The sequence below is a fragment of the Bacillus sanguinis genome (assembly GCF_018332475.1).
Lineage (GTDB): Bacteria > Bacillota > Bacilli > Bacillales > Bacillaceae_G > Bacillus_A > Bacillus_A sanguinis.
The window spans coordinates 1-24,544 of sequence record NZ_BOQB01000247.1 but is presented as its reverse complement, the minus strand read 5'-3'; the positions used below and the strand labels follow the sequence as shown (position 1 = coordinate 24,544).

Annotated in this window: 30 protein-coding genes and 1 pseudogene; 17 read left to right on the top strand and 14 right to left on the bottom strand. The window is 35.7% G+C overall.

Annotated elements, in window-relative coordinates:
- Nucleotides 1-198 precede the first annotated feature (198 nt).
- The 5 genes from KI369_RS22690 to KI369_RS22670 all read left to right on the top strand — a co-directional run bounded on the left by KI369_RS22690 (nucleotide 199) and on the right by KI369_RS22670 (nucleotide 3,021).
- Nucleotides 199-864 (top strand): PspA/IM30 family protein, encoded by a 666-nt coding sequence (locus KI369_RS22690; RefSeq protein WP_000110287.1) that lies wholly within the window; start codon nucleotides 199-201, stop codon nucleotides 862-864.
- A gap of 80 nt (nucleotides 865-944) precedes the next feature.
- The gene (locus KI369_RS22685; protein WP_000220322.1) at nucleotides 945-1,349 is read left to right on the top strand and encodes a DUF350 domain-containing protein; all 405 of its coding nucleotides are present in this window, start codon (nucleotides 945-947) and stop codon (nucleotides 1,347-1,349) included.
- A gap of 21 nt (nucleotides 1,350-1,370) precedes the next feature.
- A complete protein-coding gene (locus KI369_RS22680) occupies nucleotides 1,371-1,877 on the top strand; it encodes a DUF4178 domain-containing protein (protein WP_000051749.1) in 507 nt (168 codons plus the stop codon).
- Between the two features lie 12 nt (nucleotides 1,878-1,889).
- The gene (locus KI369_RS22675) at nucleotides 1,890-2,705 is read left to right on the top strand and encodes a DUF4247 domain-containing protein (protein ID WP_212957474.1); all 816 of its coding nucleotides are present in this window, start codon (nucleotides 1,890-1,892) and stop codon (nucleotides 2,703-2,705) included.
- A 97-nt stretch (nucleotides 2,706-2,802) separates the two neighbouring features.
- Nucleotides 2,803-3,021 (top strand): hypothetical protein, encoded by a 219-nt coding sequence (locus KI369_RS22670; RefSeq protein WP_000180098.1) that lies wholly within the window; start codon nucleotides 2,803-2,805, stop codon nucleotides 3,019-3,021.
- A gap of 96 nt (nucleotides 3,022-3,117) precedes the next feature.
- Here the strand turns inward: KI369_RS22670 and KI369_RS22665 are convergent, their stop codons facing one another.
- Nucleotides 3,118-3,990 carry a YitT family protein gene (locus tag KI369_RS22665; RefSeq protein ID WP_000411241.1) on the bottom strand — a complete coding sequence of 291 codons (873 nt, stop codon included), beginning with the start codon at nucleotides 3,988-3,990 and terminating at the stop codon, nucleotides 3,118-3,120.
- 187 nt (nucleotides 3,991-4,177) lie between these two features.
- Complete coding sequence (locus KI369_RS22660) at nucleotides 4,178-5,215, bottom strand: YdcF family protein (RefSeq protein ID WP_212957473.1); 1,038 nt, start codon at nucleotides 5,213-5,215, stop codon at nucleotides 4,178-4,180.
- Between the two features lie 708 nt (nucleotides 5,216-5,923).
- Between KI369_RS22660 and KI369_RS22655 the strand changes: the two genes are divergently transcribed.
- Both KI369_RS22655 and KI369_RS22650 read left to right on the top strand, forming a co-directional pair.
- A complete protein-coding gene (locus KI369_RS22655; RefSeq protein ID WP_212957472.1) occupies nucleotides 5,924-6,730 on the top strand; it encodes an S-layer homology domain-containing protein in 807 nt (268 codons plus the stop codon).
- 82 nt (nucleotides 6,731-6,812) lie between these two features.
- Nucleotides 6,813-7,046 carry a spore germination protein gene (locus tag KI369_RS22650; protein WP_274382469.1) on the top strand — a complete coding sequence of 78 codons (234 nt, stop codon included), beginning with the start codon at nucleotides 6,813-6,815 and terminating at the stop codon, nucleotides 7,044-7,046.
- A 164-nt stretch (nucleotides 7,047-7,210) separates the two neighbouring features.
- Here KI369_RS22650 and cydB read toward each other — a convergent pair whose 3' ends face one another.
- The gene (gene cydB / locus KI369_RS22645; protein ID WP_212957470.1) at nucleotides 7,211-8,239 is read right to left on the bottom strand and encodes a cytochrome d ubiquinol oxidase subunit II; all 1,029 of its coding nucleotides are present in this window, start codon (nucleotides 8,237-8,239) and stop codon (nucleotides 7,211-7,213) included.
- A complete protein-coding gene (cydA, locus tag KI369_RS22640; protein ID WP_061677535.1) occupies nucleotides 8,229-9,578 on the bottom strand; it encodes a cytochrome ubiquinol oxidase subunit I in 1,350 nt (449 codons plus the stop codon). Before cydA ends, cydB begins: the two co-directional genes overlap by 11 nt.
- 224 nt (nucleotides 9,579-9,802) lie before the next feature.
- Between cydA and KI369_RS22635 the strand changes: the two genes are divergently transcribed.
- Nucleotides 9,803-10,366 (top strand): beta-class carbonic anhydrase, encoded by a 564-nt coding sequence (locus KI369_RS22635; protein WP_212957469.1) that lies wholly within the window; start codon nucleotides 9,803-9,805, stop codon nucleotides 10,364-10,366.
- Here KI369_RS22635 and yidD read toward each other — a convergent pair.
- Entirely contained in the window at nucleotides 10,363-10,599 is a 237-nt protein-coding gene (gene yidD, locus KI369_RS22630; protein WP_000809334.1) for a membrane protein insertion efficiency factor YidD, read from the bottom strand. The genes KI369_RS22635 and yidD overlap by 4 nt on opposite strands.
- A 128-nt stretch (nucleotides 10,600-10,727) precedes the next feature.
- Here yidD and luxS point away from each other — a divergent pair, with 128 nt between their 5' ends.
- Nucleotides 10,728-11,201 (top strand): S-ribosylhomocysteine lyase LuxS, encoded by a 474-nt coding sequence (gene luxS, locus KI369_RS22625; RefSeq protein ID WP_001141371.1) that lies wholly within the window; start codon nucleotides 10,728-10,730, stop codon nucleotides 11,199-11,201.
- Between the two features lie 397 nt (nucleotides 11,202-11,598).
- On the opposite strand, the gene KI369_RS22620 is transcribed toward luxS, so the two are convergent.
- Genes KI369_RS22620 through ytzI form a run of 3 tightly spaced genes read right to left on the bottom strand, consistent with a single transcriptional unit; the run spans nucleotide 11,599 to nucleotide 12,224 of the window.
- Entirely contained in the window at nucleotides 11,599-11,829 is a 231-nt protein-coding gene (locus KI369_RS22620) for a DUF3953 domain-containing protein (RefSeq protein ID WP_000911975.1), read from the bottom strand.
- 13 nt (nucleotides 11,830-11,842) lie between these two features.
- Nucleotides 11,843-12,073 carry a DUF3953 domain-containing protein gene (locus KI369_RS22615; protein WP_000946673.1) on the bottom strand — a complete coding sequence of 77 codons (231 nt, stop codon included), beginning with the start codon at nucleotides 12,071-12,073 and terminating at the stop codon, nucleotides 11,843-11,845.
- A gap of 1 nt (nucleotide 12,074) precedes the next feature.
- Complete coding sequence (gene ytzI / locus KI369_RS22610) at nucleotides 12,075-12,224, bottom strand: YtzI protein (RefSeq protein WP_145959740.1); 150 nt, start codon at nucleotides 12,222-12,224, stop codon at nucleotides 12,075-12,077.
- Nucleotides 12,225-12,307: 83 nt separating this feature from the next.
- Between ytzI and KI369_RS22605 the strand changes: the two genes are divergently transcribed.
- The 3 genes from KI369_RS22605 to KI369_RS22595 all read left to right on the top strand — a co-directional run bounded on the left by KI369_RS22605 (nucleotide 12,308) and on the right by KI369_RS22595 (nucleotide 13,840).
- On the top strand, nucleotides 12,308-12,625 hold the full coding sequence (locus KI369_RS22605; protein WP_212957468.1) for a hydrolase: 318 nt from the start codon (nucleotides 12,308-12,310) through the stop codon (nucleotides 12,623-12,625).
- An 84-nt stretch (nucleotides 12,626-12,709) separates the two neighbouring features.
- Entirely contained in the window at nucleotides 12,710-13,189 is a 480-nt protein-coding gene (gene mutTA / locus KI369_RS22600) for an antimutator 8-oxo-(dGTP/GTP)ase (RefSeq protein WP_000276389.1), read from the top strand.
- 111 nt (nucleotides 13,190-13,300) lie between these two features.
- On the top strand, nucleotides 13,301-13,840 hold the full coding sequence (locus KI369_RS22595) for a DUF3267 domain-containing protein (RefSeq protein ID WP_212957467.1): 540 nt from the start codon (nucleotides 13,301-13,303) through the stop codon (nucleotides 13,838-13,840).
- Nucleotides 13,841-13,878: 38 nt separating this feature from the next.
- Here the strand turns inward: KI369_RS22595 and KI369_RS22590 are convergent.
- Nucleotides 13,879-14,553, bottom strand: a pseudogene (locus tag KI369_RS22590) (HAD family hydrolase).
- A gap of 93 nt (nucleotides 14,554-14,646) precedes the next feature.
- Here KI369_RS22590 and KI369_RS22585 point away from each other — a divergent pair.
- Together KI369_RS22585 and KI369_RS22580 are read left to right on the top strand one after the other, a co-directional pair.
- The gene (locus KI369_RS22585; protein ID WP_212957466.1) at nucleotides 14,647-15,759 is read left to right on the top strand and encodes a recombinase family protein; all 1,113 of its coding nucleotides are present in this window, start codon (nucleotides 14,647-14,649) and stop codon (nucleotides 15,757-15,759) included.
- Between the two features lie 213 nt (nucleotides 15,760-15,972).
- Complete coding sequence (locus tag KI369_RS22580) at nucleotides 15,973-16,200, top strand: hypothetical protein (RefSeq protein ID WP_000849118.1); 228 nt, start codon at nucleotides 15,973-15,975, stop codon at nucleotides 16,198-16,200.
- A 33-nt stretch (nucleotides 16,201-16,233) separates the two neighbouring features.
- Here KI369_RS22580 and KI369_RS22575 read toward each other — a convergent pair whose 3' ends face one another.
- From KI369_RS22575 to KI369_RS22565, 3 genes are read right to left on the bottom strand one after another with little or no spacing between them, the layout of a single operon-like run.
- Nucleotides 16,234-17,040 carry an ABC transporter permease gene (locus KI369_RS22575; protein ID WP_212957465.1) on the bottom strand — a complete coding sequence of 269 codons (807 nt, stop codon included), beginning with the start codon at nucleotides 17,038-17,040 and terminating at the stop codon, nucleotides 16,234-16,236.
- Complete coding sequence (locus KI369_RS22570; RefSeq protein WP_212957464.1) at nucleotides 17,033-17,797, bottom strand: ABC transporter ATP-binding protein; 765 nt, start codon at nucleotides 17,795-17,797, stop codon at nucleotides 17,033-17,035. Before KI369_RS22570 ends, KI369_RS22575 begins: the two co-directional genes overlap by 8 nt.
- Nucleotides 17,798-17,808: 11 nt before the next feature.
- Complete coding sequence (locus tag KI369_RS22565) at nucleotides 17,809-18,816, bottom strand: ABC transporter substrate-binding protein (protein WP_212957463.1); 1,008 nt, start codon at nucleotides 18,814-18,816, stop codon at nucleotides 17,809-17,811.
- 120 nt (nucleotides 18,817-18,936) lie between these two features.
- Between KI369_RS22565 and KI369_RS22560 the strand changes: the two genes are divergently transcribed.
- The 3 genes from KI369_RS22560 to KI369_RS22550 all read left to right on the top strand — a co-directional run bounded on the left by KI369_RS22560 (nucleotide 18,937) and on the right by KI369_RS22550 (nucleotide 21,881).
- Nucleotides 18,937-19,233 carry a DUF3986 family protein gene (locus KI369_RS22560; RefSeq protein ID WP_063223632.1) on the top strand — a complete coding sequence of 99 codons (297 nt, stop codon included), beginning with the start codon at nucleotides 18,937-18,939 and terminating at the stop codon, nucleotides 19,231-19,233.
- An 11-nt stretch (nucleotides 19,234-19,244) separates the two neighbouring features.
- Entirely contained in the window at nucleotides 19,245-19,475 is a 231-nt protein-coding gene (locus KI369_RS22555) for a hypothetical protein (RefSeq protein ID WP_212957462.1), read from the top strand.
- A gap of 261 nt (nucleotides 19,476-19,736) precedes the next feature.
- Complete coding sequence (locus tag KI369_RS22550; RefSeq protein ID WP_212957475.1) at nucleotides 19,737-21,881, top strand: LTA synthase family protein; 2,145 nt, start codon at nucleotides 19,737-19,739, stop codon at nucleotides 21,879-21,881.
- A 205-nt stretch (nucleotides 21,882-22,086) separates the two neighbouring features.
- Here the strand turns inward: KI369_RS22550 and KI369_RS22545 are convergent, their stop codons facing one another.
- Nucleotides 22,087-22,896, bottom strand: coding sequence for an alpha/beta fold hydrolase (locus tag KI369_RS22545; RefSeq protein WP_212957461.1), 810 nt, complete (start codon nucleotides 22,894-22,896; stop codon nucleotides 22,087-22,089).
- A gap of 16 nt (nucleotides 22,897-22,912) precedes the next feature.
- A partial coding sequence (locus KI369_RS22540; RefSeq protein WP_212957460.1) for a catalase occupies nucleotides 22,913-24,544 on the bottom strand: 1,632 nt, incomplete at its 5' end.

The following is a 24,544-nucleotide window of genomic DNA, read 5'->3' as shown; positions in this document are numbered from 1 at the left end:
AATATATTAGAAATACAATATTGTATCTAGAATGTCATATTATAATGAATGTATTTTGGAAATAACATGTAAGGACATCTTTGTTTTGTTATAATAAACACATAGCTGTAAAAATGACTATTCTTTACTGTTAAGGAAGATTTTTATTTTTCCAAGTAGTGAATTTAAAATATGAGGTATATCATAGGAGGAATTTAAATGTCTGTATTTAAACGATTACGAGATTTAACAATGTCAAATGTGTATTCATTAATTGAAAAAGCGGAAGATCCAGTTAAGATGACGGATCAATATTTACGTGATATGCAAGCGGATGTACAAGAAGCAGAGAAAAGTGTAGCGGCTCAAATTGCGCTTGAGAAGAAATTCAAAATCTTATTTGAAGAGCAAGAAGCACTTGTGAAAAAACGTGAAGAGCAAGCTCATATGGCTGTTCAAGCAAGCAACCTGGATCTTGCGCGTCGTGCTCTTGAAGAGAAACAAAATGCAGAGCAAAAGATGAATGAGTATAAAGCAAGCTATGAGCAAAACAAAGCTGCTGCTGATAATCTTCGCCTGAAGCTAGAAGAAATGCGTAAGCAATTAACTGAGCTGAAAAATAAACGTGAGACACTTGTAGCACGTGTAAATGCGGCGAAAGCACAAAAGAATATTAATCAGGCGATGTCTGGATTTGATTCAAACTCAGCGAAAGCTGGTTTAAGCCGTATGGAAGAGAAAGCTCTTCAATTAGAGGCTGAAGCAGAAGCAAGCGGTGAAGTGTACAAAAAAGAAAAATCATTAGATGATGAATTCGCAAGCTTAAACAAAAATTCTGCTGTTGATGATGAATTAGCTCGTATTATGAAGCAGTATGAGAAATAATATAGAATAGACAAAGAAACCGACATGTCTGAAGAGAATTCATGTCGGTTTTCTATTATTTTTTTAGAGGAGGTTTTGCAATGACATGGACAAATGTGTTAGCCATGCTTGTATGGACTGGAGCGAGTGCAGTACTTTTATTTGCAATTATGTGGGTTGATTCAATTTTTACTAAATACAATGATTTAAAAGAAATTAAAAATGGGAATACAGCTGTAACAACTCGGTTCGTCATGAAATTATTCGCGCAAGGGTACATTTTATCTCAATCGATTACGAAAGCAAACGACTTATGGCAAGCACTACTTGCATCAGCAGTTTCTTTCGTTATTTTATTAGTGGTAGAAATGTTTATCGAATTTGTGTTAAAGAAAATGGCTGGTTTAGATTTAGAAGAAGGTACGAAAGAAGGCAGTGTTGCGCATGCGATGTTGGCCGGATCGTTACATATCGTTGGTGCACTTATTTTAGGTGCTTGTTTATAAAGAGAGAAGGAGGGATAGATCGTGAGTTTATTCAAACGCATTAAAAATATAATGAAGAGCCCAGAGCCGCCGAAACCGGAGAAGAGTTTGTTAACGTTAGCTCCTGGCGATATGATTGAAGTTTCATTAGTTATGTACGAATTAACTGGGAAAACAAGTATGCATTCTCGTAAAGAAATTGTTTTAACACTGCAAGACGGGAAAGATATTCGTTACTTGAAAATTGAAGACCGTGAAAATACGTATTACAAATTATATACACCAATCGATGGTCGTCTAGATTCAATTGATGAAATTCCGACGACAATTGAAATGGATGATACAGAGTACCATATGGAAGAGCAATATAACGGACGTGTTGTTGTGATGGGAAAAACACCATTCTCTGCTTCAGAGGAACAGCATGTATGGGAATTTCAATCAGATAACCGAAAATTATTACGTATTGAATGGCAAAATGGTCGCACAATGATGTATGAGGGAGAAGCAATTATTCCTGCTGATGTACAAATTATAAGAGCAACGTAAGGGGGCGTAATCATGTCAAACCGATTGTTTACCATGATTAAATCGTTCGTGATCCCTATACTTGCTATCGTTATATTACTTGTTGTTGCTGGATATGCCTTATCAGGTTGTCAAGGCGGGCAGACAAAGTCGATTCAAGACCGTTATCCGCTTGAATCTGTCGCAAAAGAAGGTAAACAAGAATCTTACGTGTATAGGGCCGCCAATCGGTCAGTTCCTGAAGTCGCAAAGGAACTCATTGATGAAAGAGAACCGAAGCAAGCATCTAAAGAAGACGAAAATCAAATGTTCCTCGTTTATTCTGATAAGATTTATAACTTGCAAAAGGATAAAGAGAAACCATCTGATACGTTAATTGAAATAAGTAATAAAGAGTTTGTCCGTCAAAATTACCAACCGTCCTTCCTGCAAGGATATATTATGGGTAGTATATTAAACGATATATTCGGTTCACGTAAATCATCGTACGGTGATTATCGCGGATATAATGACAGACAAAGTCATAAACCAGTTATTCCAGAAAGACCACCTACGAAAGAAGAAAAGAAAACTCCTCCTCCAATTACGAAGGAAGGGAAAGGATCTATCATTAAGAGAGGCGATAATGTAGATTCGAAACCTTCCGTAGGAGATACAGGAAGTATTACGAAAAAAGGAAGTAGTACCCCTCCGCCTTCTACTGGGAGCAAAGGGAAAATTACGAAAACACCAGGTGGCTCGAGCGGATCAGATGTGAAGCCGAAATCATCTATTAAAACGCCGCCAAGGAATACTTCTCCTCCGAAAACGAGGGTCGGTGGTTCAGGAAAAATTACGAAGAGAAGGTAGTTATAGAGACCGAAAAGTGGAAGTTGCTTTTCGGTCTTTTTATTGTGGAAATTAATTCCTTGTAGCTGGTACAATTAATGTATAAGGAGGGATTAGTATGACTATGTATAAAAGATTTAGTGTAATTATGTTCCTCGTATTATTCTTAAGTTTGTTCATTAGTACAACGATGAAATTTCACTTTGTAGTAGGTATTCTATGGATACTATGTACATGTACTCTCTTTCTATATGTTCCGCTCCGCTTTCAACAGGAAGTGCCCGCCTTTCAAAAATATGTAGCGTGGATTAAAAGCGGGGGAAGATGGGGCGAGTAAAAATATATAAGTGATTATTGGAATAGATCGACTTAACGACAGATAATAAGAAGAGGGTGTGCCAAAATGTTGGCACACCCTCGTTTTTCATAATGATTAATGAATATCACGTTTCTTAAAGTTACCGCCTTTTACTTCTGCTACGTCATAAACGGTAATAAAGGCATTTGGATCGATTTCATTAATAAGTTCTTTCATTTTACTTTCTTCTAAACGGTTAATTACACAAGAAATTTCTTTGAATTTCTCTCTTGAATAACCACCGTATACTTCGTTATATGTTGCACTTCGGCCTAAACGGTCGCGAATCGTTTCTACCATTAATTCAGGCTCTTTTGTAATTATTTTAAATGCTTTCGAACCACTTAAACCAACTTCAACGATATGAATCACTTTCGAAGCAATAAAGTAAGCAATTGCCGAAAGGATAGCTCCTTGAAGACCGAATACTGTTGATACGAAAATAAATACGAACATGTTTAAGAATAAAATAAGGTCACTCGTTCCAAATGGTAACTTACGAGAAAGCAATACAGCTAGCATATCGATTCCATCTAATGCCCCGCCGTTACGTAATGCTAGTCCCATACCAAAACCGATAATAATACCACCAACAACTGTAACTAATAATGTATCGCCTTCAATAATAGCTGGTATTCCGTGCATAACAACGGTACCTATTGCTAATGAAGCAATTCCGATAATAGAATAAATTGCAAAGCTTTTACCTATTTGTTTATATCCTAACCAAACGAAAGGAATGTTAATAACTGCGATTAGAGCTCCTAATGGTAATCCAAATAATCTTGAACTAACGATACTTAAACCAGTCACACCACCGTCTGATACGTTATTTGGAATTAATACCGCTTCTAATCCGTACGCTGTGATAAATGCCCCAATAATAATCATCAAAGCTTTTGAAGCAATTTTTAGCTTATTGGGCTTGTTTTTGATAATTTTCTCCATGTAATTTCCTCGTTTCAAACTAGTTTCTTATTTGTTACGTCATTCACACCTAAATTCCATTTTAACATTTAATTTGAAAAAATTCTCCTTTAATGGATGTATGCAGGGAATATTATCACCATATTATCTTTAAAATATTTTTGAAATGAGTATAAGAAATCCCATCCTTTCAAAGGATGGGATACTATTAAGAAATGATAAAACTAAGCACGGATAGGAATAAAGAGAATCCTAAAATAGCTCCGCAAACTTTCATATGACGTTTACGCCCCATCACGACAATTGCGACATATTCACGAATCATTGCATTAGGCCAGTAATAAAATGCAGTTTTTGATCCGATTCCTTGGCTATTAAGTCCTGCTTGTCTTGCATATATACCAGCGCGGAAAAGGTGGAAATTATTCGTTGTAAAAATACTTTTATACTTACCTTCAGGCTTTAAAGAATCCATAATTTCTTTAGAGAACGACATATTTTGATACGTGTTTACAGAGCGATTTTCTTGCACCGTATGTTCAAGTGGGATCCCTTTTTCAACAGCGTACTTTTGCATCGCTTCTGCTTCTGGTAGGCCTTCATCTGGACCTTGGCCACCAGAGAAAATAATTGTTGGTGGTGTATTTACAGCCGCTTGTTTCCAGTAAAAGTCGATTGCTTTATGAATACGACTTGCAAGTAAAGGTGGTACTTTATCATTAATTAAGCCGCTACCAAGAACGATGATGAAATCTTGATTACGCCTTGGTCTGTTGAATTGATATAGAAAATAAGCGCTTAAGAAGTTAGATAAGTGTATAAAGAAATATACGGTTATAAAAGAAATTCCAGCAAAAATAGGTTGTAAATGTGATGAGAAGAAACTTGCTGGACTTATAATAGGAAGTAACATAAAGAATAAAATCCCTAAAGCTGCAAGGAGTGTTAAACAGTTAGTGAAACGTCGTCCTTCTCGCTTCATTAAAATTCTAGCATTAAGAAATAACCCAAACATTAAGGCAATAATGCCAAAAGGAATCATAATGATAAGTGCTAAAATAGGTAAAATGATACTATAGCGTAAGATATCACTACTTGAATTCACAGATATAATTACACAAAAAAGAAGGAAAAAACAGATAAAGGTATTAAATAAAAAGCCGTTTATTATTTTTCGTGGATCTTTTAAATAGGAGATAAGAAAAATAATAAACAGTATAAGAGGGATAATTCCGAAATACAGCATAAATATAGTACACCTCGACTTGTATAAGAATTTGACATACCTTTTATATTACATGATTTTATAATTGAAAATGAAAGAAAAAGGATTTTGAATTTTCTCAATAAAATATATGGATACGTATGTTACAATATATTCAAAGCGATATATTAAAAGTAAAATGGTTGAAGAGGCACTCTATGGAGTGTCTTTTCTTTTTTGTATGTAATTATGCATATTAGATTTATTTTCAAGTGAAGAGGATTAAAATATAAGTGGTAGACATACTTTATAAAACAGAATGTAATACAAACATTTCCCTCTACTTTTTGTATCTAACAATCGTATAACAATAAATAATTCTGTTTTATAGTGTCTGTTTATGAAAGGCGCCTTCTCTGAAGGCGCCTTTTTATTGTTTAGTATAGACAGTTTTTACTGTTTGCATAGTGGAAACTATCTATACTAAACATTAGCAATCTTCCGTATAAATATTATCAATTTACTATATATTCCAGTGGTGTTAACCTACATATGAAAGGCTTTCTTTTTCAAAATATTACCCCTAATAAATTTTTGAAGAAGTCAACTGTCTCCAAAATTGCCATTCATGCTTAGCAAAAAAGAATCCTGCTGGATTCTTTTTTGTGTTCGACAGAATGTGACAAAATACATTTGAATAATTTGTTATATTGTTAAATGGTTATTATAGAAAGAGAAGGAGACTTAAGTATGGGATTTAAAAAATTAATTTTAACAGGTGCACTTGTTGTAACTACAGCATTTTCTTCAATTGGAACAGCGCAGGCAAGCGCAGGTTTTAAAGATGTTCCAAACAATCATTGGTCTTATAAAGCAATTATGGATTTAGCAAATAAAAACGTTGTTGCTGGATACGGAAATGGGATTTTTGGATTTGGTGATGATGTAACGCGTGAGCAAGTTGCAGCTCTTATGTTCCGTCACTTAAAACCGACAGTAAAAGAACAGTATAACAATCCATATAAAGATATTACGGATCGTTCAACTATGTTTAAAAAAGAGATTCTTGCTTTAACAGAGATGGGTGTATTCGTTGGAGATAACACAGGAAAATTTAGACCGAAAGATTCGTTAACTCGTGAAGAAATGGCACAAATTTTGACAAGAGGATTCCAATTACAAATTAGAGGGGATCATAATTTCCCGGATGTAGATAGAAATGGATGGGCGAATCCTGCGATTACTGCAATTAAATCAAATTATATTACGGCTGGAACTGGTGATGGTAAATTCGCACCTAAAATGCATGTAAGTCGTGAGCAATACGTTCAGTTCTTATATAATGCAACGTTACCATTTGAAGAAAGACCAGGAGCAAAACAACCACAGCCACAACCGAAACCAGAAGTGAAACCAGATCCGAAACGTTTTGCGAACTGTAAAGAAGCAAACGATGCGGGATATTATGACATTACAAGAGATAGCCCGTATTATGGTAAGCATTTAGACCGTGATGGCGATGGAATTGCTTGTGAGAAAAAGAAAAAAGGTAAATAAGAAAAAGCACTCAGTCTGAGTGCTTTTTCTTATGGAAACATGCTATTTTTTTAGGCACCTTTCATAAAATAAAAGTAACGAAATGAAAGTAGGTGACAAAATGCCGTCAATTGTGGAAGGTGTTATTATTGAGAATTGTAACGGGACGATTAATGTAGGTGATAAATATAACGTGCAGCCAATTGAAAAAACGAAGGCTTATAATGGATCAGGATCATCGAATACAGGAAAAAAAGTACAAACATTTAGTGGTATTAGTACGACAGATGTAGGGGATAGCGATGCGAGTGATCAGGGAATACAATTTACTTTATAGAGAAATATGTAAAATTGCATAAAATGATGAACTGGCCCTGTGCTACAATCTAGCTGTGAGCTGTTAATGATTCTTCTGTATTATAGTTGTTAGATTGGAAATATAACATCTTATCAAAAATCATACATAAAAAAGACACTTCAAACGAAGTGTCTTTTTTCATTTTAGTGATACCCTTTAGCAGAGTCTTTATGAATTTTATTTTTAAAGATACTGTAGCTCCAAAGTTGATATCCAATAACAATCGGTACCATAACCATTGCAACGAAGAACATAATTTTTAAGTTTAATTGACTACCTGCTGCGTTGTATAACGTTGTGCTGTATGCGTCGTTAATACGTGACGGTAACATTCTTGGGAACATGCCTGCAAAACCAGTTGTCATAAACATTGCGATTGTTAAGCAAACAAATGTGAATGCAAGACCGATTTTATGTTTGTACACCATAATGAGTGCGAGTACACTCATTAACATGGCAAGTACCGGAAGAATGAATAGTACCGGATATTCTGTGAAGTTTTGGAATAAATTTGTACGATTTGCAGTTGCTACGTAGAAAATAGCTAAAATGATAGCAGCTGCCATTGAAAATGGTCTTGCGATTTTATAAGCACGATCAGATACTTCACCAGTCGTCTTAATCATAACCCAAAGGGCACCAGATACGACGAATATAGCAGTGAAGAAAAGACCTCCTAAAATACCGTAATGATTTAGTAAGCTAAGTAAATTTCCTTCATAACCGTTTTTCCCGATTTGTAGTCCGTAATAAAGATTAGCGAACGTAACACCAAATAAGAAGGCGATTAGGAAACTACCAATTGCAAATGCCCATTTACAAGTTTTTTGCCAAATTGGTGAATCATCTTTATGCATGAATTCAAGTCCAGCGGCACGAGCAAATAGTGCAAGTAATACTAAAAATAGTGGTGTATATAGATAACTAAACATATTGGCATATGTGACTGGGAAGGCAGCAAATGTTGCGCCACCAGCTGTAATTAACCATACTTCATTACCACCCCAAAATGGTCCAATTGCTTCTTGTAATTGATTTCGTTCTTGGCGGTCTTTCGCAACGAATGGAAAAATCATTCCATTACCAAGTGCATAGCCATCAAGAATGAAGTAAACTGTCCAAATCACACCCCATAAACCGAACCAGATGACTGCAAGCATATCATGAGACATGAGCTGTACCTCCTTCAGTAGCAGGTTCTTCTAATGCTGCTGGTCCTTTTTTCGCGAACTTCAGCATTAAGTATACGTCTGCGATTAAAAGTAAAGTGTAGAACAAGATTAAACTAATTAATGAGAACCAAATTTGTGGAACGGATATAGGTGATACAGATTCTGCTGTACGCATTAGTTTATAAACTGTCCACGGTTGACGACCTACTTCGGCAACAATCCAACCAGCGTTAATTGCGATATATGGCAGTAAAACAGACCACATTGTAATTTTTAAATAACGTTTTGAGTTTTCTAGTTTTCCTTTTCGGTTTAAATAGAAGCCATACCAAGTTAATGCCATAAAGAACATACCAAGTGCAACCATTAAGCGGAAGCTATAGTACACGAGGTTAACATTTGGGCGATCTTCTTTCGGAATATCTTTTAAACCAACAATTTCGCCATCAAATGAGTTTGTATAGAAAAAGCTTCCTAATTTCGGAATCGTAAGGAATTCAAAGTTCTTTTCGTTTTTTACATCAGGAATTTGAACAATTGAGAAGCCTTGTCCTTTACCAGTTTCCCAAACTGCTTCCATTGCAGCTCCTTTAGCTGGTTGATATTTAGCTGCTGATACACCAGACTGATGCCCCATAAACGGTGTAACAGTTGCGGCGAATAAACCTAACAGTAAACCAAACTTAAATGATTTTTTGAAGAATTCCACTTCGTTTTTACGTAATAAATGATAGGCACTAATTGCCATAACGAAGAAAGCACCAACGATATAACAACCAATTACAGTATGGAAGAACATGTTCCAAGCATATGGGTTTGTAACAAGTGCCCAGAAATCATTTAATTCAGCGCGACCGTTACGTACGACGTAGCCAACAGGGTTTTGCATAAAGCCGTTTGCTGTAATAATCCAAAGGGCGGAAATATTTGTTCCAAGTGCAACCATCCACATACAGAAGGCACGGAACTTTGGTGAGATTTTGTCTTTACCGAATAACCATATTCCCATGAAAGTAGATTCTAAGAAGAAGGCAACGAGTGCTTCGATTGCGAGAGGTGATCCGAAAATATCTCCCATATATTTGGAGTACTCAGACCAGTTTGTTCCAAATTGGAATTCCATCGTAATCCCGGTTATAATCCCCATTACGAAGTTAATTGTAAATAATTTACCCCAGAAATTTGCCATTTTGCGGTATGTTGGATTCAATGTGCGGGCGTATTGAGTTTCCATACATGCTACTAAAATAACAAGTCCGATTGTCAAAGGTACAAATAAAAAGTGATAAAAAATAGTAATTGCAAATTGAAAACGACTCAGTAATAGAACGTCGGACATAATAAATACTCACTCCTTTTTTACATTATCTACAATTAGTTTATAGTGAAAATAGAATTGGAGTATGTGATACATGTTACAAAGCTGTGTGTATATTTTGAAAGAATTATGGCGGTTATCTGAAAATATATTGCTTTTATAATAATACAATATGCTTTTTGTGTTTTTCATATTTTGGTACACTATATAAGTAATGTAAATGAGAGAAAAGAGGGTCCTTTACTATGAAGTCATTAGAAGAGATTTTACAATACAATGAAAAATTCGTTGAAGAAAAAAAATACGAAGAGTACGAAACGGGAAAATTCCCAAATAAAAAAATGGTAATAATCTCTTGTATGGATACTCGCCTTGTTGAATTATTACCGAAAGCGATGAATATGCGCAACGGTGATGTGAAAATTATTAAAGTAGCAGGCGCTGTTATTTCACATCCGTTTGGAAGTATTATGCGTAGTATTTTAGTTGCTGTATATGAGCTGGGTGCTGATGAAGTTTGTGTAGTTGGTCACCACGATTGTGGTATGGCAAAAATTCAAGCGAGCAGTACAATTGAGAAGATGAAAGAGCGCGGTATAACAGATGAGAAATTAGATACACTTCGTTATTCTGGAATCGATTTAGAAAGATTCCTACAAGGGTTCTCTAGTGTAGAAGAAAGTGTAGAACATAGCGTATCAATACTTCGCAACCATCCGTTACTTCCAGAAGAAGTACCTGTTCACGGTCTTGTTATCGATCCTGACACAGGAAAATTAGATTTAGTTGTGAATGGTTACGACAATTAAGAATTTACTTTGTCATCCTTTTTATCTGGGACAGGATCAAATCCTCCCGGGTGGAAAGGGTGACATTTTAATATACGCTTACAAGTAAGCCAAAAACCTTTTAATGCACCGTGTTTTTGAAACGCCTCTAATCCGTAATGAGAACAAGTTGGATAAAAGCGGCATGTTGGTGGTGTCATCGGAGAAATGAATTTTTGGTAAAAGCGTATAATCCCAATAAAAATCTGTTTCATAATGGTCTCCTTTTCAGCATAGTCTTAAAGTATTATAGCACGACTGTACATAATACTTTACTAATGTTGATTTCCGTTATATCATATTGGATATAACGGAATTAAATTAAAAGCGGGAGAGATGTTGTATGCCATCAGTAGAAAGCTTTGAATTAGATCATACGATTGTAAAGGCACCTTATGTAAGACATTGCGGAGTTCACAATGTAGGTAGTGACGGTATTGTAAATAAATTCGATATTCGTTTTTGTCAACCGAATAAACAAGCAATGAAACCAGATGTTATTCATACGTTAGAACATTTATTAGCATTTAATTTACGTAAATATATTGATCGTTATCCGCATTTCGATATTATTGATATTTCACCGATGGGCTGCCAAACAGGATATTATCTTGTAGTAAGCGGAACACCAACGGTTCGAGAAATCATTGATTTATTAGAACTAACATTAAAAGATGCGGTTCAAATTACAGAAATTCCAGCTGCCAATGAAACACAATGTGGCCAAGCGAAGCTTCACGACTTAGAAGGAGCACAACGCTTAATGAACTTCTGGTTAAGCCAAGATAAAGATGAACTTGAGAAAGTATTCGGATAAGAAGGAAAACTGCCTGTGAAAGGGCAGTTTTTTTATTTGTAAAAGAGAAAAGTAAAGGTTGTATAGAAAAACAAAGAGTTTCACTTATGAGCATTTTTAAGAAATGAAAGGCGGTAGGTGATTGGAAATTACATGTTATCTTTAGTGAAAGTAATTCGATATTACAATGAAGAGCATAAGACTAGAAACGAAAAAATGCGAGATGCCCATTGATTTTCTTCCGGATTTCAGTTCATTAATTCCTAGAAGAATAAAGAAACAACTGAGAGCAAATTGCATGTATGGGAGAAGTGTGAAGTTATCGGTAGCAAGAGAATAAGTGCAAAGAGAGAATATGAGAAGCATGAAAAAATAGCGTAATCCAGTTAGCATTGTATACCTCCTTTAAAGAGACTATTTATCGAAATATTTCTGAGAAGCCAAGAAATAAAGCACCAGCTCCTGCTAACAGAGCAAGTATACTACCACCTTTTTGCTGTTTTAAGATTTCCTCTATACTAATAACGAAAGCCATCATCCCTAAAAAGATGAACATATAAGGCATAATTTCTCTATTACTAGTAAAGAAACTATAGATTGCTATACATAAAGCAATAAGTGAAAAAGTAATTCGCAATCCTTTTAGCATACATGTATCCCCTTTATTTTATATAGCTAATGATAAGAACAATCCAAATGAAAGCACCGGCAACAATACAAATGAATCCTGTTCCTGAATCCTTCTTTTTTATTTGTTCCATTGCAATGAGGAACATGAGAGCTCCTAATAAAAATTGTGAAAGTGGTAGAAAGTTATTTTGACCTGTATAGAGCCCGATTATCGACATTATGATCACAGTGAGTGCGATTGCAATGCGAAGTACACGAAGCATATTATGAATCCTCCTTATTATTTTTTGTATAAGGATTATCTTCTGGTTTATCAACAGAATGTTTATATGCATAGCCTTTATTAATCGTCATGACGGAGAGTACTAGTATGATTAGGACGATTATAATACCGATAATTAATATTTTGAACATGAAATCCCTCCTTTTCTTTATTTTACATAATTTTGTAATTGATGAAAACAATAGAAACTAAAAGGATGAAAGAAGGGTGTTACATGGAGCAGAAAAAAACATATTATATATCAATAGGAAACGGTCAAATTTCACAAGTGAAGACGGCGGATACGTATAATTTTGAGATTTCCGCAAGTGATGAGGAAATTACGGAGTTAAGAGAGTATTTCGATCAAGCATATGTAGAGGATTTAGGTTCATTTGTACGCTCCCACATTCCATTTGTTGAGTATCATCACGATTCTAATAATGACCGATATGATGAACAACTACAAAAAGCATATAAAATGATTTACGATTTAGGAAATCATGAGACGAAAGAATTAGTCGCGCAAATGGGAATAATCAATGGATTATAATTGGATAATATTATGCAGAAAAGCGAGAATATGCTACAATTTGTGGTAGGAAAAACTTGTAACCATCAATAGGGGAGTAATGGCATGTACAAATTTAAAGATTATTACCACAACACTGTACAATTATCGTTTGAACGTTATCCATTTTCTCCTGAGCCAAAGCATGTTTGGGTTGTATGCCGGTACGGGGATCAATGGTTATTAACGCATCATTTACGTCGCGGTCTTGAATTTCCAGGTGGTAAAGTAGAACTAGGGGAAACACCGGAAGAAGCGGCAGTTCGAGAGGTTCATGAAGAAACCGGCGGCATAGTTTCTGATTTAACTTACTTAGGACAATATAAAGTATCTGGAAAAGACAAAATAATCATTAAAAACATTTATTTTGCAACAATTAGTGCGGTAGAACAGCATACGCATTACGAAGAAACGAAGGGATCTGTTTTATTAACAGACATTCCTGACAACATTAAAACGGATAGAAAATTTAGCTTTATAATGCGCGACGATGTATTGGCGCGTACGATGAAACATATAGAAGAAATCGGCTGTTTTACGAAGTAAAGTGGCCGGTTTCTTTTTTGTGCTTAAGAATAAATGAAAATATATCTTTATATTGTTTTAGGTGTATTATACAATTTTATAAAGGAATACTTACGTTTTAGGAGGGGGAAGATGGAGAATAGAAAAGAAACGACTGTCACTGTTTCGATGGTTAAGTTAAATATCTATTCATTACTTATAATATTTGCGTTGGCGTTTGGAATTGGTTATTTGCATATATTTCTTTCAGGCGGTGTTCAATTTGAATTTACATTGCCCGTTATGTTTCTTTTGATTATTGGAATGATTGTTTTCGTTTGTATTCATGAGGCAATACATTTAATAGGGTTTCGCTATATCGGCGGTGTTCCGTGGAGTGAACTAACATGGGGCGTCAATTGGAAATTAGGTGTAGCATATGCGCATTCTAAAAAAGAAATTACAGTAAAGCAAATGAAGAAAGTGTTAATGTTACCGTTTTTACCGACTGGAATTTTGCCAATTGTATTGGGATTAGCTATGAATCTGGAGCCACTCTCATTTTTAGGAATTTTACTAACAGCGAGTTGTATCGGTGACATTGCCTTATATCAAAAAGTTTCAAAGTTTCCAGATGATGCGCTAGTTAAGGATCATCCAAGTAAACCGCAGTTTACAGTATATGAATCATAAAGGAAGAGGCGGCGTTCGAGAAACGAAGCCTCCTTTGACTATTTTCTTGTTTTTGTCTCTACCTCTAAAAACGAAAGCACCTCCAACAAATCATCCACCACACGCGAATGCTCAAAGTCATACTAAAACGAATCTCTCTTCCAAACACCAAGAATCCCTACTTGTTCAGAACCAAGTACATCGTTTTCAGGATGATCCCCAACGTAAAGACATTCTTCTGCCTTAACACCTAACTTTTGCAAAGCTCGTTTGAAAATGTCGGGATGAGGTTTTTTAATTCCTTCCGCTTCTGAAACGAGAATTTTATTTGTATACGTATGTATATGTAGTGCGCGAAGATTATTCATTTGAAAGTCAGTAAAGCCGTTTGTGATAATACCAATTTTAATATTTTGTTGTGTTAAACGCTGAAGTAATTCATGCATGTTTTGGAAAGGAATACAATGGTGTTGAAAGTTTGTAATATAGTCGTGCAGCAGTTGCTCTGGTGTTAAAGTGGTAATGTTGTATTCGCAAAGGAGAGTAGCATATACTTTATCTTTCCACGTATAGCCATTATTATCGAGCGCAAGAAATCGAGAACAATACTCTGATTTTTCTATGTTCATTAAGTGAGAGGCAAAGCGATTATATTGATCATGAATAAATTGTTCTAAAGATTGGCGCCGATCTAATAGTGTTCCATCTAAGTCGAATAAGACTGCTTGAATCATGAGAAACCTCCTTACAGTTTGTATAATTAAGTATCGCATATTCGTTAGAAATTGATTATGATATTTTTGTAGAATGGAACGACGGAGGTTTATATGAAGAGACTTTATGGTAAGTTAGTAGGATTTATCGTTGCAATTGGTTTCATAACGGGATGCGATAGTTCTATGAAGAGTGTGAAGGAAAAAGAAGTTTGTAAAACAGAAGAAGAATGCGTGAAAATAGGAGATAATAAACTTCAAAAAGTATATGAAAAAATAGATGGATTATCTGAGCTTGAAGCAGTAGAAGATTATGATATAGAAGAGCATGAAAGTGCGGATATGAAAGAGGCAGAGCAGAAAAAAGAGAATGATGAAAATTATTTCTTTTTAGCATCTTATTATATTGATGGTGATGAAATTGTAGATCCTTATTTTGAAAAAATAGAACGGAAGCGTTTAAATGAGGTATTCGCTGAAGATAAAGAAGCGAAAGAAGAGGTGCTACAACAACGTCAAGATAGAGATTATCATGAAGACTTATGGGATATGTACCGCACGCTTATCCCAGCTAAATATCGCGTGAATATAACAGAATTCGATCTAATAACGGATGGTTATGACAGTGTTGTTGCCCACGTTATGCCTAGTATGGAGAATCCGAAAGATTGGACTCTTAGCTTAGATACGCTTGATTCTGCGGTAAATATCGATGAAGTGATGAAAACATTAATTCATGAGACGGCTCATGTGTTGACGCTTGGGCATAAGCAAATACCAGTAGATGAAAAGTATTTGAAGGATTTTGAAGAAGATAAAGATATTTCATCATACCAAAATAAATGTAAATCACTTTTCTTACAAGAAGGATGTGCGAGAGAGAGTTCTTATATTAATCAATTCCATAATTCTTTTTGGAAACAAATTGAGCAAGAATGGACAGAGAAGAAAGTGGAAGAAAGTGAAGAAGCTCAAATGCAATTTTTCAAGGAGAAACGGGACGAGTTTGTATCTGAATACGGAACAACAAATGTAGCGGAAGATATCGCAGATACATTTACAGCGTTTATTTTACAAGATTCAAAAAAGGTGAAAGAAGGATCGGAGTTAAAGTATAAAAAAATCGCCTTTTTCTATCAATTCCCTGAACTTGTAAAAATGAGAGCGGAAGTGTTGTCGGGATTATATGATGTTTCGAAAACGATAGAGCAACAAAGTGGACAATAATGCGAATTATATGTTTTATCCAAGAAAACGTAAAGAATTTTAGTTCTTTGCGTTTTTTTGTTGATAAAATTGAAAATTCTGTCTTTTTTATAAAAAGAAGAAGGAACAGGAGATTTAAAAGAGAATTAGTATAAAAATGTCACAAATTAGACACAATTATAATGCGCATATTGTAGGGACTATAAGTTTACTCTCAAGGAGGTAATGAAACGTATGAAAACGATTCTTGCGGTTGCTGGTCTCATTTGGGTAATGTCTCACGGTTTTCCGATTTTTGAAGGAGAGCAAATTCGTAGTGCATTAAATAAAAAGTACGATGATTATCATGTAATAGATCGAAAAGAAAATGTCGTTACAGTACGTGTGAAAGATTGTTTCCATACAGTTACAGTCGCGGATGGCAACGTTACAAATGAAACAAAGATGTGTGATAAAAGGTAAAGAAAGAAGCTGACTATAGTCTATCGCCCTAAGTCAGCTTCTTTTTCGTTTTCCAATTAGAAGTTTTTCAAATGCCTCAACAAACACATACATAAGTGTTGCGAGGACACAGGTGAGTAGTACGCTCAGTAAGACGAGCGTGAAATTAAATACTTGGAATCCGTAGCTAATTAAGTAGCCAAGACCTTGTTTAGAGACGAGAAGTTCGCCGAATATAACACCGACCCATGATAAACCAACATTCACTTTTAACGTTGAAATAATTGCTGGGAAGGATGCAGGGAGAACTACTTGCTTATAACATTGCCACTTATTGGCGCCAAATGTGTCCATCACTTTTATATAGTTAGAATCGACTTCTTGAAATGCGCTGTAAATAACGAGAATGGTAATGATGATGGAAATGATTACCCCCATTGCAATCGACGAAGAAATATTTGGACCGAAGATGACAATGATAATAGGTCCAAGTGCCACTTTTGGCATGGCGTTAAGGACGACGAGATAGGGGTCGAGCACGCGAGCGAGAAGTGGCATCCACCAAAGAAAAGTAGCGATAATAGCGCCGAGCACTGTTCCAAGAATGAAGCCTACTCCTGTTTCAAGGAGTGTCGTCCATATGTGAACCCAAAGCGAACCGTCAAGCCATTTACTAAGGAAGAGATCCCAAATGCTTGAAGGAGAGCTAAAGAGTAAAGGATCAATCCACTCTTTTTTGCTAGCTATTTCCCATAGTGCAAAGAAAAGAATGAGCAGTAAAAGCTGCAGTGAGCGTGCTAACCATGCGCGGTTGCGTTCTTTTTTCTGAAACTGTTCATGGAGTTGCTTTATATTATCCAAGGCGCTCCAGCTCCTTCCATATATCTTGGAAGAGGGATGGGAAGTCATGGTGGTGGCGTGATTCTAACGGTGATAAGGAACGAATGCTTTCTGGGACGATAAATGTTTTCGCGATTTTTCCAGGGTTCGCTTGCAGTAAATAAATACGATCACTCATTGCAATGGCTTCTTCAATATCGTGTGTTACGAGTAGTGAAGTTTTCTTATATTTGCGTAGTAAACTGAAAACGAGATCTTCTAGTTTCAATTTCGTTTGATAATCGAGCGCCGAGAATGGTTCATCCAGCAATAAAATTTTTGGATCGGTCGCTAACGTTCGGACGAGGGCGGCACGTTGACGCATACCACCAGACAGTTCGCGAGGGTATAGCTCTTCTACATCGTGTAGACCGACTTGCTTTAAAAGTTGTAAAGTGTGTTTTTTCGTCTGTTCATTGTAAAGTTTTCGAGTATGAAGTCCAAGCATAATATTTTCTTCAATTGTCTTCCAAGGGAACAAGTAATCTTGCTGCAACATATATCCCATAGATGAAGTTTTCGTTGTAATGGGCTCACCATCTAAAAAGATGATACCTTCTATCGGATCAAGTAGCCCGGCAATAATGGAGAGGAGCGTCGTTTTGCCGCAACCACTTGGCCCAAGTATAGAAATAAATTCGCCTTCTTCCACTTGTAAACTCATGTCTTCGAGAATTAATTTAGCATTCTCTTTTGCGAAAAAGCAGTGAGAAACGTTACGTATTTGTAAAAAACTCATACACTTCGCCTCTATTTCTTAATAACGCTTTCGGCAATTTTTGTATTGACGAGCGCTTCATGTGGAACTTCTTTTTGTAATTCGCCAGCTTCTTTCATAATCGTTTGGAGCTGTTTCCATTCCTCAGCATCTAATAGCGGATTTGTCGCGTAAGAATGTTGCTTTTTATACCGTTCAATTACTTTTACTGTAATGTCTTTTGAAGTGTCTTTAAATAATGGAGACACGGCATCAGCAATCTCTTCGGGACTATGTGTATCAACCCATTGTTGTGCTTTATAGAGCGCACGTGTGAACTTTTCAGCAGCAACTTTATCCTTTTTCAGGAAACTTTCTTTTGCCATGAACGATGTATAAGGAACAGTGCCAGATTCAGCTCCGAACGAAGCGACAATATATCCTTTTCCTTCTTTTTCGAATATACTTGCAGTCGGTTCAAAGAGCTGTACAAATTCTCCTGTACCAGATGCAAAGGCATTTGCAATGTTAGCAAATTCGATGTTTTGAACTAAGTTCGTATCTTTTTGAGGATCAATGCCATTTTTCTTTAAAACGTATTCTCCAACCATTTGCGGCATGCCGCCTTTACGCTGTCCTAAAAACGTAACACCTTTTACGTCATTCCAATTGAATGAGTCTAATTTTTTACGCGAAACTAAAAATGTTCCGTCTGTTTGTGTAAGCTGTGCGAAGTTAATGACAGGGTCTTTTGCTCCTTGTTGATGAACGTAAATAGACGTTTCAGAACCGACGAGAGCAATATCAATTCCGCCAGATAATAGGGCGGTCATCGTTTTATCTCCGCCAGCTGTTGTTTGGAGGTCAATATTTAATCCTTCCTCTTTAAAAAATCCTTTTTCAATCCCGACATATAATGGGGCGTAGAAGAGAGAATGGGTAACTTCGCCGATGCGAATGTTTTGCGTTTGTTCTTTCGTACCTTCCTTTTTACTACTGCAAGCAGTAAATGTGAAAACAGCTAGTAACATGATGCAAAAAACAGCTATTAATTTTTTCACTATATAACACCTCCTAGAAGTCACTCTACAAGCATGATATGTAGGTAAGTGCCCATATGTGAGTATAGATAGCAGGAATTTTTTTGGTGATAAAGAAGTACAAATATAAGGGGTGATAAAATGGAGTACGAATATGATGATAGCGTACATTTACATCTTGATTATTTCGGAACAGAATGTGATATGGAATCGATTGCTTATAAGCGGAAGAATGAAGACGTGTGGGATGTGTATTTTAATTTTGGGGCATACGGACTTCAGAAAGATGAGATCGAGACAGGTAGATTTATGGACGAATATGCTGGTCATTACGTTTTTTCTGTACATGCTCGTGATCTTAGCTGGGAATTTGGAAGTGCTCAGTTTGAAGAGTGGGTTTTGAGAAATCATATAGTAGAAAAATCGCTGCAAAAATAGGGAGGAATTTTGTGGTTGATTTTCTCATTTTATTGTTCATTTTCGTAGTCGGATTTTTTATTATGCAAGTACTCGTTTACCGATTTGCAAAGAAAAACATTCAAAAATATACAAAAATAAAATGGGTTCATATGTGGCTAGAGATGAATATGGAAAAGGGTCCGAGATTAGATTTTTTTGATTTTGTAGTTATCGTACTTGTATGTATTATATGGAAAGTATGGATGTATTCTTTTATATGATACATATGTTCATGTCTGTTAAAATGAAGGAGAACCTGTCAGTGTTGGTAGGTTCTTTTCTTATGGTAATAATTTTGTGAAGCATAGTTCATTTATGCTGTTAGAATATAGAGCGAAGAAGGTTTATCACGTTCAATCCTGAATGGGGAGGACGCATTAAAGTTTTAAGGGAAAATTAAGGATACATGTATATATTACAAGCACATAGGGAGACTAGCTGCATACAAATATGGTATTTTGTATAGGACAATATGTTTGTGGATGCGAGACGAAGGGGTAAAGGAAAGAGGGAATAAATTGCGTTTTGATTTTTTAACACAACAACGAAGAAGAGATGAATTTTATCTTAGTTTTTCTCGTCAAGAGTCGAGGAAGAACCTATTAATTTCTATCATTCTTAGTGGAATGTGGGCGATCTGTTTAGAAACGCTGTTTTTTGTTATGTTAAGATCTTTCGAATTTGAGAGAACTAAAGAATTTTTTAATGAGAAACTACCGTTAAGTATACTCATTATTGTTTTATGGAGTGTACTACTATACATTATTCATTTAAATAAAGGCATCAGCCATAAGCTTAGGCCGGCTATTCAAGCTTATGCTTTACTATTTTTAATTGCCCATACAATGAATTGGATGTATATCATGATACAGGAGAATATGAGCCTTGTATTAGTTAATAACTGGGTTTATATTCGATACGGACAGTATGTATTAAGCTTATTATTTATTTATATGATATATGTTCTTGTGTATAGTTTGCTTGGACGAATCTTTTTGAGTGTCACGATAACAAGTTTGGTGCTAACTATCTTTGGAATTGTGAACCATTTTAAACTTATTTTTAGAGGAGATCCATTCTATCCGTCTGATTTCATACAGATTACTCAAATGCAGTCCGTTATACCAATGGTCATGGACTATTTTAGTTGGTGGACTATATTTTTAGGAATATTCGGGATTACTCTGCTTGTATATTTAGTTATGTATATACGAAAGCATACTCCAGTTATAAAACCTAATATAATTACGAGAATTATTTTAATATGTGGCTCTACTTTTATGGTGTATGCATATAGTAATTATCCTAATACATTTATGAATAGTGTATTGCAAAAATATGGGGTAACCTTTGTAGCTTGGAATCAAAATGTAAACTATACTGATAATGGTTTTGTTTTAGGGTTTGTCAGTAACTTAGACACAACTGTCATTGAGAAGCCAGAAGAATATTCAAAAGAAACTATGCTACAAATTTCAAATGATATAAAAAAACAATATGGAAGCGATGTAGGAAAAAAAGAGAAGACCGAGAAACCAAATATTATATTTTTCATGAGTGAAGCTTTTTGGGATCCAACAAAGCTAATGAATCTTTCGTTTAGCGAAGATCCGGTGCCGAATTTACATCATTATATTGAGAATTTTCCAGGTGGACAAACAATAGCTCCTGTATTCGGAGGGAACACAGCAAATACAGAATTTGAAGCGTTAACGAGCTATTCAATGAGCTTTTTAAAGCCAGGTTCTATACCATATCAACAAGCGGTGACAGGGCAAAGAGAAATTCCGTCTATCGCAAGTGAATTGAAAAAACATGGATATTATACGAATGCAATTCATGCTTATGGAAGATCATTTTATAAGCGGGATGATGTATATAATGTTTTAGGAATTGATAATTTCAATGCGGAAGATACAATGAACAACGTAGAGGTAGCTGGAGATTATATTAGCGATGTATCTATTAGTAAAGAAATACTAGAGGAATTAAATAAGAGACAGCAACCTACGTTTATTCATGCAGTTACGATGCAAAATCATTTCCCATTCAATCCAGGACGGTTTGAAGAAAAACAAATAGAAGTTAATGGATTAACAGATGAGGGATCGAAAGCAGAATTAGAAACATATACTGAGGGTGTACGTCGTTCTGATGAGGCTCTAAAATATTTAGTAGAACAAATTCAAGAGCTAGAAAGACCTACTATATTGGTTTTCTTCGGAGATCACTTACCAATATTAGGGGTAAATAAAGCTATCTATGAAGAAGCTGGATATATAGAGAATGAAGAAACTCTAAATGAAAGATTAGCTATGTCAGAAACGCCATTGTTAATGTATGCAAATTTTGACTTGCCAAATGACAACCTAGGTTTAGTAAGCCCAATTTATTTTTCTAATCTTGTTTTGGATTATGCAGGGATAAATAAATCACCATTCTATCAATTTTTATCGGAAATGCATAAAGAAATACCAGTCCTTAAAGAGGAGTTAAAGGTTAATAAAGATGGGGAAGAGATAACAGATTTAACAAAGAAACAAAAAGAAATGTTAGAGCAATATAAAATGATCCAATATGATTTGCTTGCTGGAAAACAGTATAGTAAAGATATACTTTTTAAATAGAAAAACAAAAAGAACTTGTATAACGATACAAGTTCTTTTTTATAGTATTTAACGGGGTAACCAGACAAGCTGGGTTTAGGGAGTATTACCTGTACATTTAGTATAAATGAAAATGTAATCGTTTTATTGATTGATTTGTGAGAAATATGTGAATTTTAATCTTTTCAAAAACTGCGTTTGTATTGACATGATTTGGTATAGATTGTTATGAATGTAAAAATTTTATAAGTTCTTCATTTAATTCATCCGCTTGATCGATTGGAGAGCCGTGACCACTATTGGTAAGAGGGTGTAACTGAGCATTTTTAATCCGCTTTTGCGTGAGTTCAGCGCTTTTGTAAGGGATCAATTGATCGTGAGCACCGTGGAATAGTTTTGTTGGGACGTTAATTTTACTTAAATCTTTCGTTACATCTTCATTTGCGGCAGCTTGCAATATTTTGATGAGAGCGTAGGAAGCAGACTGCATGCCGAGATAAGAAAACCATTCTAACGTAGCAGAACCTAAATTTCTATTGAAAAATGATAAAGATACATCATTTAAAAATTTAGGCAGATTGGCATACATTTGATTAATGAGGGTATCAGCTTGTTCTTTTGGGACACCATAGGGTGATTCTTGATTTTTAACGAAAGAGGGGGAAACAGCATCGACTAATACAAGTTTAGAAATGCGATGACCATTGTAGCGGGACATGTACCGAATAGAAAGAGCGCCACCTACTGAGAAACCGACTAATGTAGCATTTTCTACTTGAAGTGCTTCTAGAACAATGGCGATATCATCTGCTAAACGATCGTATGTGTAACCAGTCCACGGTTTATCAGATTGCCCGTTTCCACGTATATCCATAGCGATGCAGCGGAAACCGTGCTGTGGTAACACATTGAGTTGATATTGGTACATTTGATGATTTAAAGGCCAGCCATGGACGAAGAACACGGTTTTACTACCTGGCCCGGGATTAACGTCTTGCACAAAAATATGCACATCTTTCTCGACGGTAACAAACATAAATTATCCCCCTATCCTATTCATATGCTCTATCCCAAAATCGTTGTTTCGTCATAGCTTTAATGAATTCGTTTGCAAGTTGCGTAGGATTTTGTTCTATTAAGACACCAGGCTTTCCTTCAATATTTAAAGATTGAATAACAGTAGATCCATTTTGAAAGGAACCAATTGGCTTAAAGTGATTATATGATTCTACGACAAATGAACTTGCTTTATTAAGAAACTGTTCATCAAGGTTTCCTCCAATAAGAAGTAGACCGTCATAAAGAAGTGAGGATCCCGTTAAGAAAGTGTCATTCACGTCCCAACGTACATTTTGCGTTCCTTGCACGATACCTAATCGTTCGGAAACAATCACTGGTTGCAACCCAGCTTGTTTCAATTGATTTATTATATATTGTGCGTTTTGTCCGTCATATCCATCTGTAACAATGACACCTACTCGTAATGTATTAGGACTAAATGTCGTATTTGCCATACTGAGTGCTGGCGATGATTTCGTAACGCCCGATTCTTGAATATTTGGGACTTTTGCTCCGATCGCTTCAGCGACTAACGCAGCTAATTCAGTACTAATATGTCCAATCATATTTACGACTTGTTGGCGGACCGATTTACTTTTTACTTTTCCTAATTCAAAGGAGAAGGCTTGCATAATATGAACCTTTTCAACATTACTCATACTATTCCAAAACAAACGTGCTTGAGAGAAATGATCTTTGAAACTAGCGGCTGTTTCTCTCGTTTTATGCCCTGATACAGTAGAAGGATATGTAACGAACCCACCCTTAGTGCCGGGGACAGTGTAAGGAGTGTTATTTGCTAAGGAATTATTATGGTAAGCAATTTTTCCTTTATCGATTATATATTTAGAGGCACCATCTCTTTGATTGTTATGAAATGGACATACCGGACGGTTAATCGGTAGTTCTTGATAATTTGTACCGACGCGTGCCAATTGAGTGTCTGTATAAGAAAAGAGCCTACCTTGTAAAAGCGGATCATTGGTGAAATCAATACCACGGACGATACTACCAGGATGAAGTGCGACTTGTTCCGTTTCAGCGAATACATTATCGACGTTGCGATTTAATGTCATTTTTCCGATGATTTTAACGGGGAAATCTTCTTCAGGCCAAATTTTCGTCGCATCTAATATATCAAAATCGTATTTAAATTCATCCTCTTCTTCTAAAATTTGAATGCCAAGTTCGTATTCAGGGTAATTTCCCGCATTAATATTTTCCCATAAATCACGGCGATGATAATCTGGATCAGCGCCACCTAATTTTTGAGCTTCATCCCAAATTAATGAGTGGATACCAAGCTTGGGTTTCCAGTGAAATTTTACAAATCGCGACTTTCCATTTTTATTCACTAAGCGGAATGTATGAACACCAAACCCTTGCATCATTCGAAAACTTCTTGGAATGGCACGATCAGACATAATCCACATCATCATCGCAGCGGATTCTTGGTTATTGGCGATGAAGTCCCAAAATGTATCATGTGCTGTTTGTCCTTGTGGAATCTCATTATGCGGCTCAGGTTTAAGGGCGTGAATAAGATCGGGGAATTTAATGCCATCTTGAATGAAGAAAATGGGAATATTGTTTCCGACTAAATCAAAATTTCCTTCTTCTGTATA

What these genes read in the sequence shown, in the direction of transcription:
- KI369_RS22670 (WP_000180098.1), top strand. Translation starts at nt 2,803, where the DNA reads ATGACTATGTATAAAAGATTTAGTGTAATTATGTTCCTCGTATTATTC.
- KI369_RS22690 (WP_000110287.1), top strand. Translation starts at nt 199, where the DNA reads ATGTCTGTATTTAAACGATTACGAGATTTAACAATGTCAAATGTGTAT.
- ytzI (WP_145959740.1), bottom strand. Translation starts at nt 12,224, where the DNA reads ATGTTCAAAATATTAATTATCGGTATTATAATCGTCCTAATCATACTA.
- KI369_RS22545 (WP_212957461.1), bottom strand. Translation starts at nt 22,896, where the DNA reads ATGTTTGTTACCGTCGAGAAAGATGTGCATATTTTTGTGCAAGACGTT.
- KI369_RS22595 (WP_212957467.1), top strand. Translation starts at nt 13,301, where the DNA reads ATGGAGAATAGAAAAGAAACGACTGTCACTGTTTCGATGGTTAAGTTA.
- KI369_RS22675 (WP_212957474.1), top strand. Translation starts at nt 1,890, where the DNA reads ATGTCAAACCGATTGTTTACCATGATTAAATCGTTCGTGATCCCTATA.
- KI369_RS22635 (WP_212957469.1), top strand. Translation starts at nt 9,803, where the DNA reads ATGAAGTCATTAGAAGAGATTTTACAATACAATGAAAAATTCGTTGAA.
- luxS (WP_001141371.1), top strand. Translation starts at nt 10,728, where the DNA reads ATGCCATCAGTAGAAAGCTTTGAATTAGATCATACGATTGTAAAGGCA.
- KI369_RS22615 (WP_000946673.1), bottom strand. Translation starts at nt 12,073, where the DNA reads ATGCTTCGTGTACTTCGCATTGCAATCGCACTCACTGTGATCATAATG.
- KI369_RS22550 (WP_212957475.1), top strand. Translation starts at nt 19,737, where the DNA reads ATGCGAGACGAAGGGGTAAAGGAAAGAGGGAATAAATTGCGTTTTGAT.
- KI369_RS22585 (WP_212957466.1), top strand. Translation starts at nt 14,647, where the DNA reads ATGAAGAGACTTTATGGTAAGTTAGTAGGATTTATCGTTGCAATTGGT.
- mutTA (WP_000276389.1), top strand. Translation starts at nt 12,710, where the DNA reads ATGTACAAATTTAAAGATTATTACCACAACACTGTACAATTATCGTTT.
- KI369_RS22605 (WP_212957468.1), top strand. Translation starts at nt 12,308, where the DNA reads ATGGAGCAGAAAAAAACATATTATATATCAATAGGAAACGGTCAAATT.
- KI369_RS22620 (WP_000911975.1), bottom strand. Translation starts at nt 11,829, where the DNA reads ATGCTAAAAGGATTGCGAATTACTTTTTCACTTATTGCTTTATGTATA.
- KI369_RS22685 (WP_000220322.1), top strand. Translation starts at nt 945, where the DNA reads ATGACATGGACAAATGTGTTAGCCATGCTTGTATGGACTGGAGCGAGT.
- KI369_RS22650 (WP_274382469.1), top strand. Translation starts at nt 6,813, where the DNA reads ATGAAAGTAGGTGACAAAATGCCGTCAATTGTGGAAGGTGTTATTATT.
- KI369_RS22665 (WP_000411241.1), bottom strand. Translation starts at nt 3,990, where the DNA reads ATGGAGAAAATTATCAAAAACAAGCCCAATAAGCTAAAAATTGCTTCA.
- KI369_RS22655 (WP_212957472.1), top strand. Translation starts at nt 5,924, where the DNA reads ATGGGATTTAAAAAATTAATTTTAACAGGTGCACTTGTTGTAACTACA.
- KI369_RS22660 (WP_212957473.1), bottom strand. Translation starts at nt 5,215, where the DNA reads ATGCTGTATTTCGGAATTATCCCTCTTATACTGTTTATTATTTTTCTT.
- cydB (WP_212957470.1), bottom strand. Translation starts at nt 8,239, where the DNA reads ATGTCTCATGATATGCTTGCAGTCATCTGGTTCGGTTTATGGGGTGTG.
- yidD (WP_000809334.1), bottom strand. Translation starts at nt 10,599, where the DNA reads ATGAAACAGATTTTTATTGGGATTATACGCTTTTACCAAAAATTCATT.
- KI369_RS22580 (WP_000849118.1), top strand. Translation starts at nt 15,973, where the DNA reads ATGAAAACGATTCTTGCGGTTGCTGGTCTCATTTGGGTAATGTCTCAC.
- KI369_RS22570 (WP_212957464.1), bottom strand. Translation starts at nt 17,797, where the DNA reads ATGAGTTTTTTACAAATACGTAACGTTTCTCACTGCTTTTTCGCAAAA.
- KI369_RS22560 (WP_063223632.1), top strand. Translation starts at nt 18,937, where the DNA reads ATGGAGTACGAATATGATGATAGCGTACATTTACATCTTGATTATTTC.
- cydA (WP_061677535.1), bottom strand. Translation starts at nt 9,578, where the DNA reads ATGTCCGACGTTCTATTACTGAGTCGTTTTCAATTTGCAATTACTATT.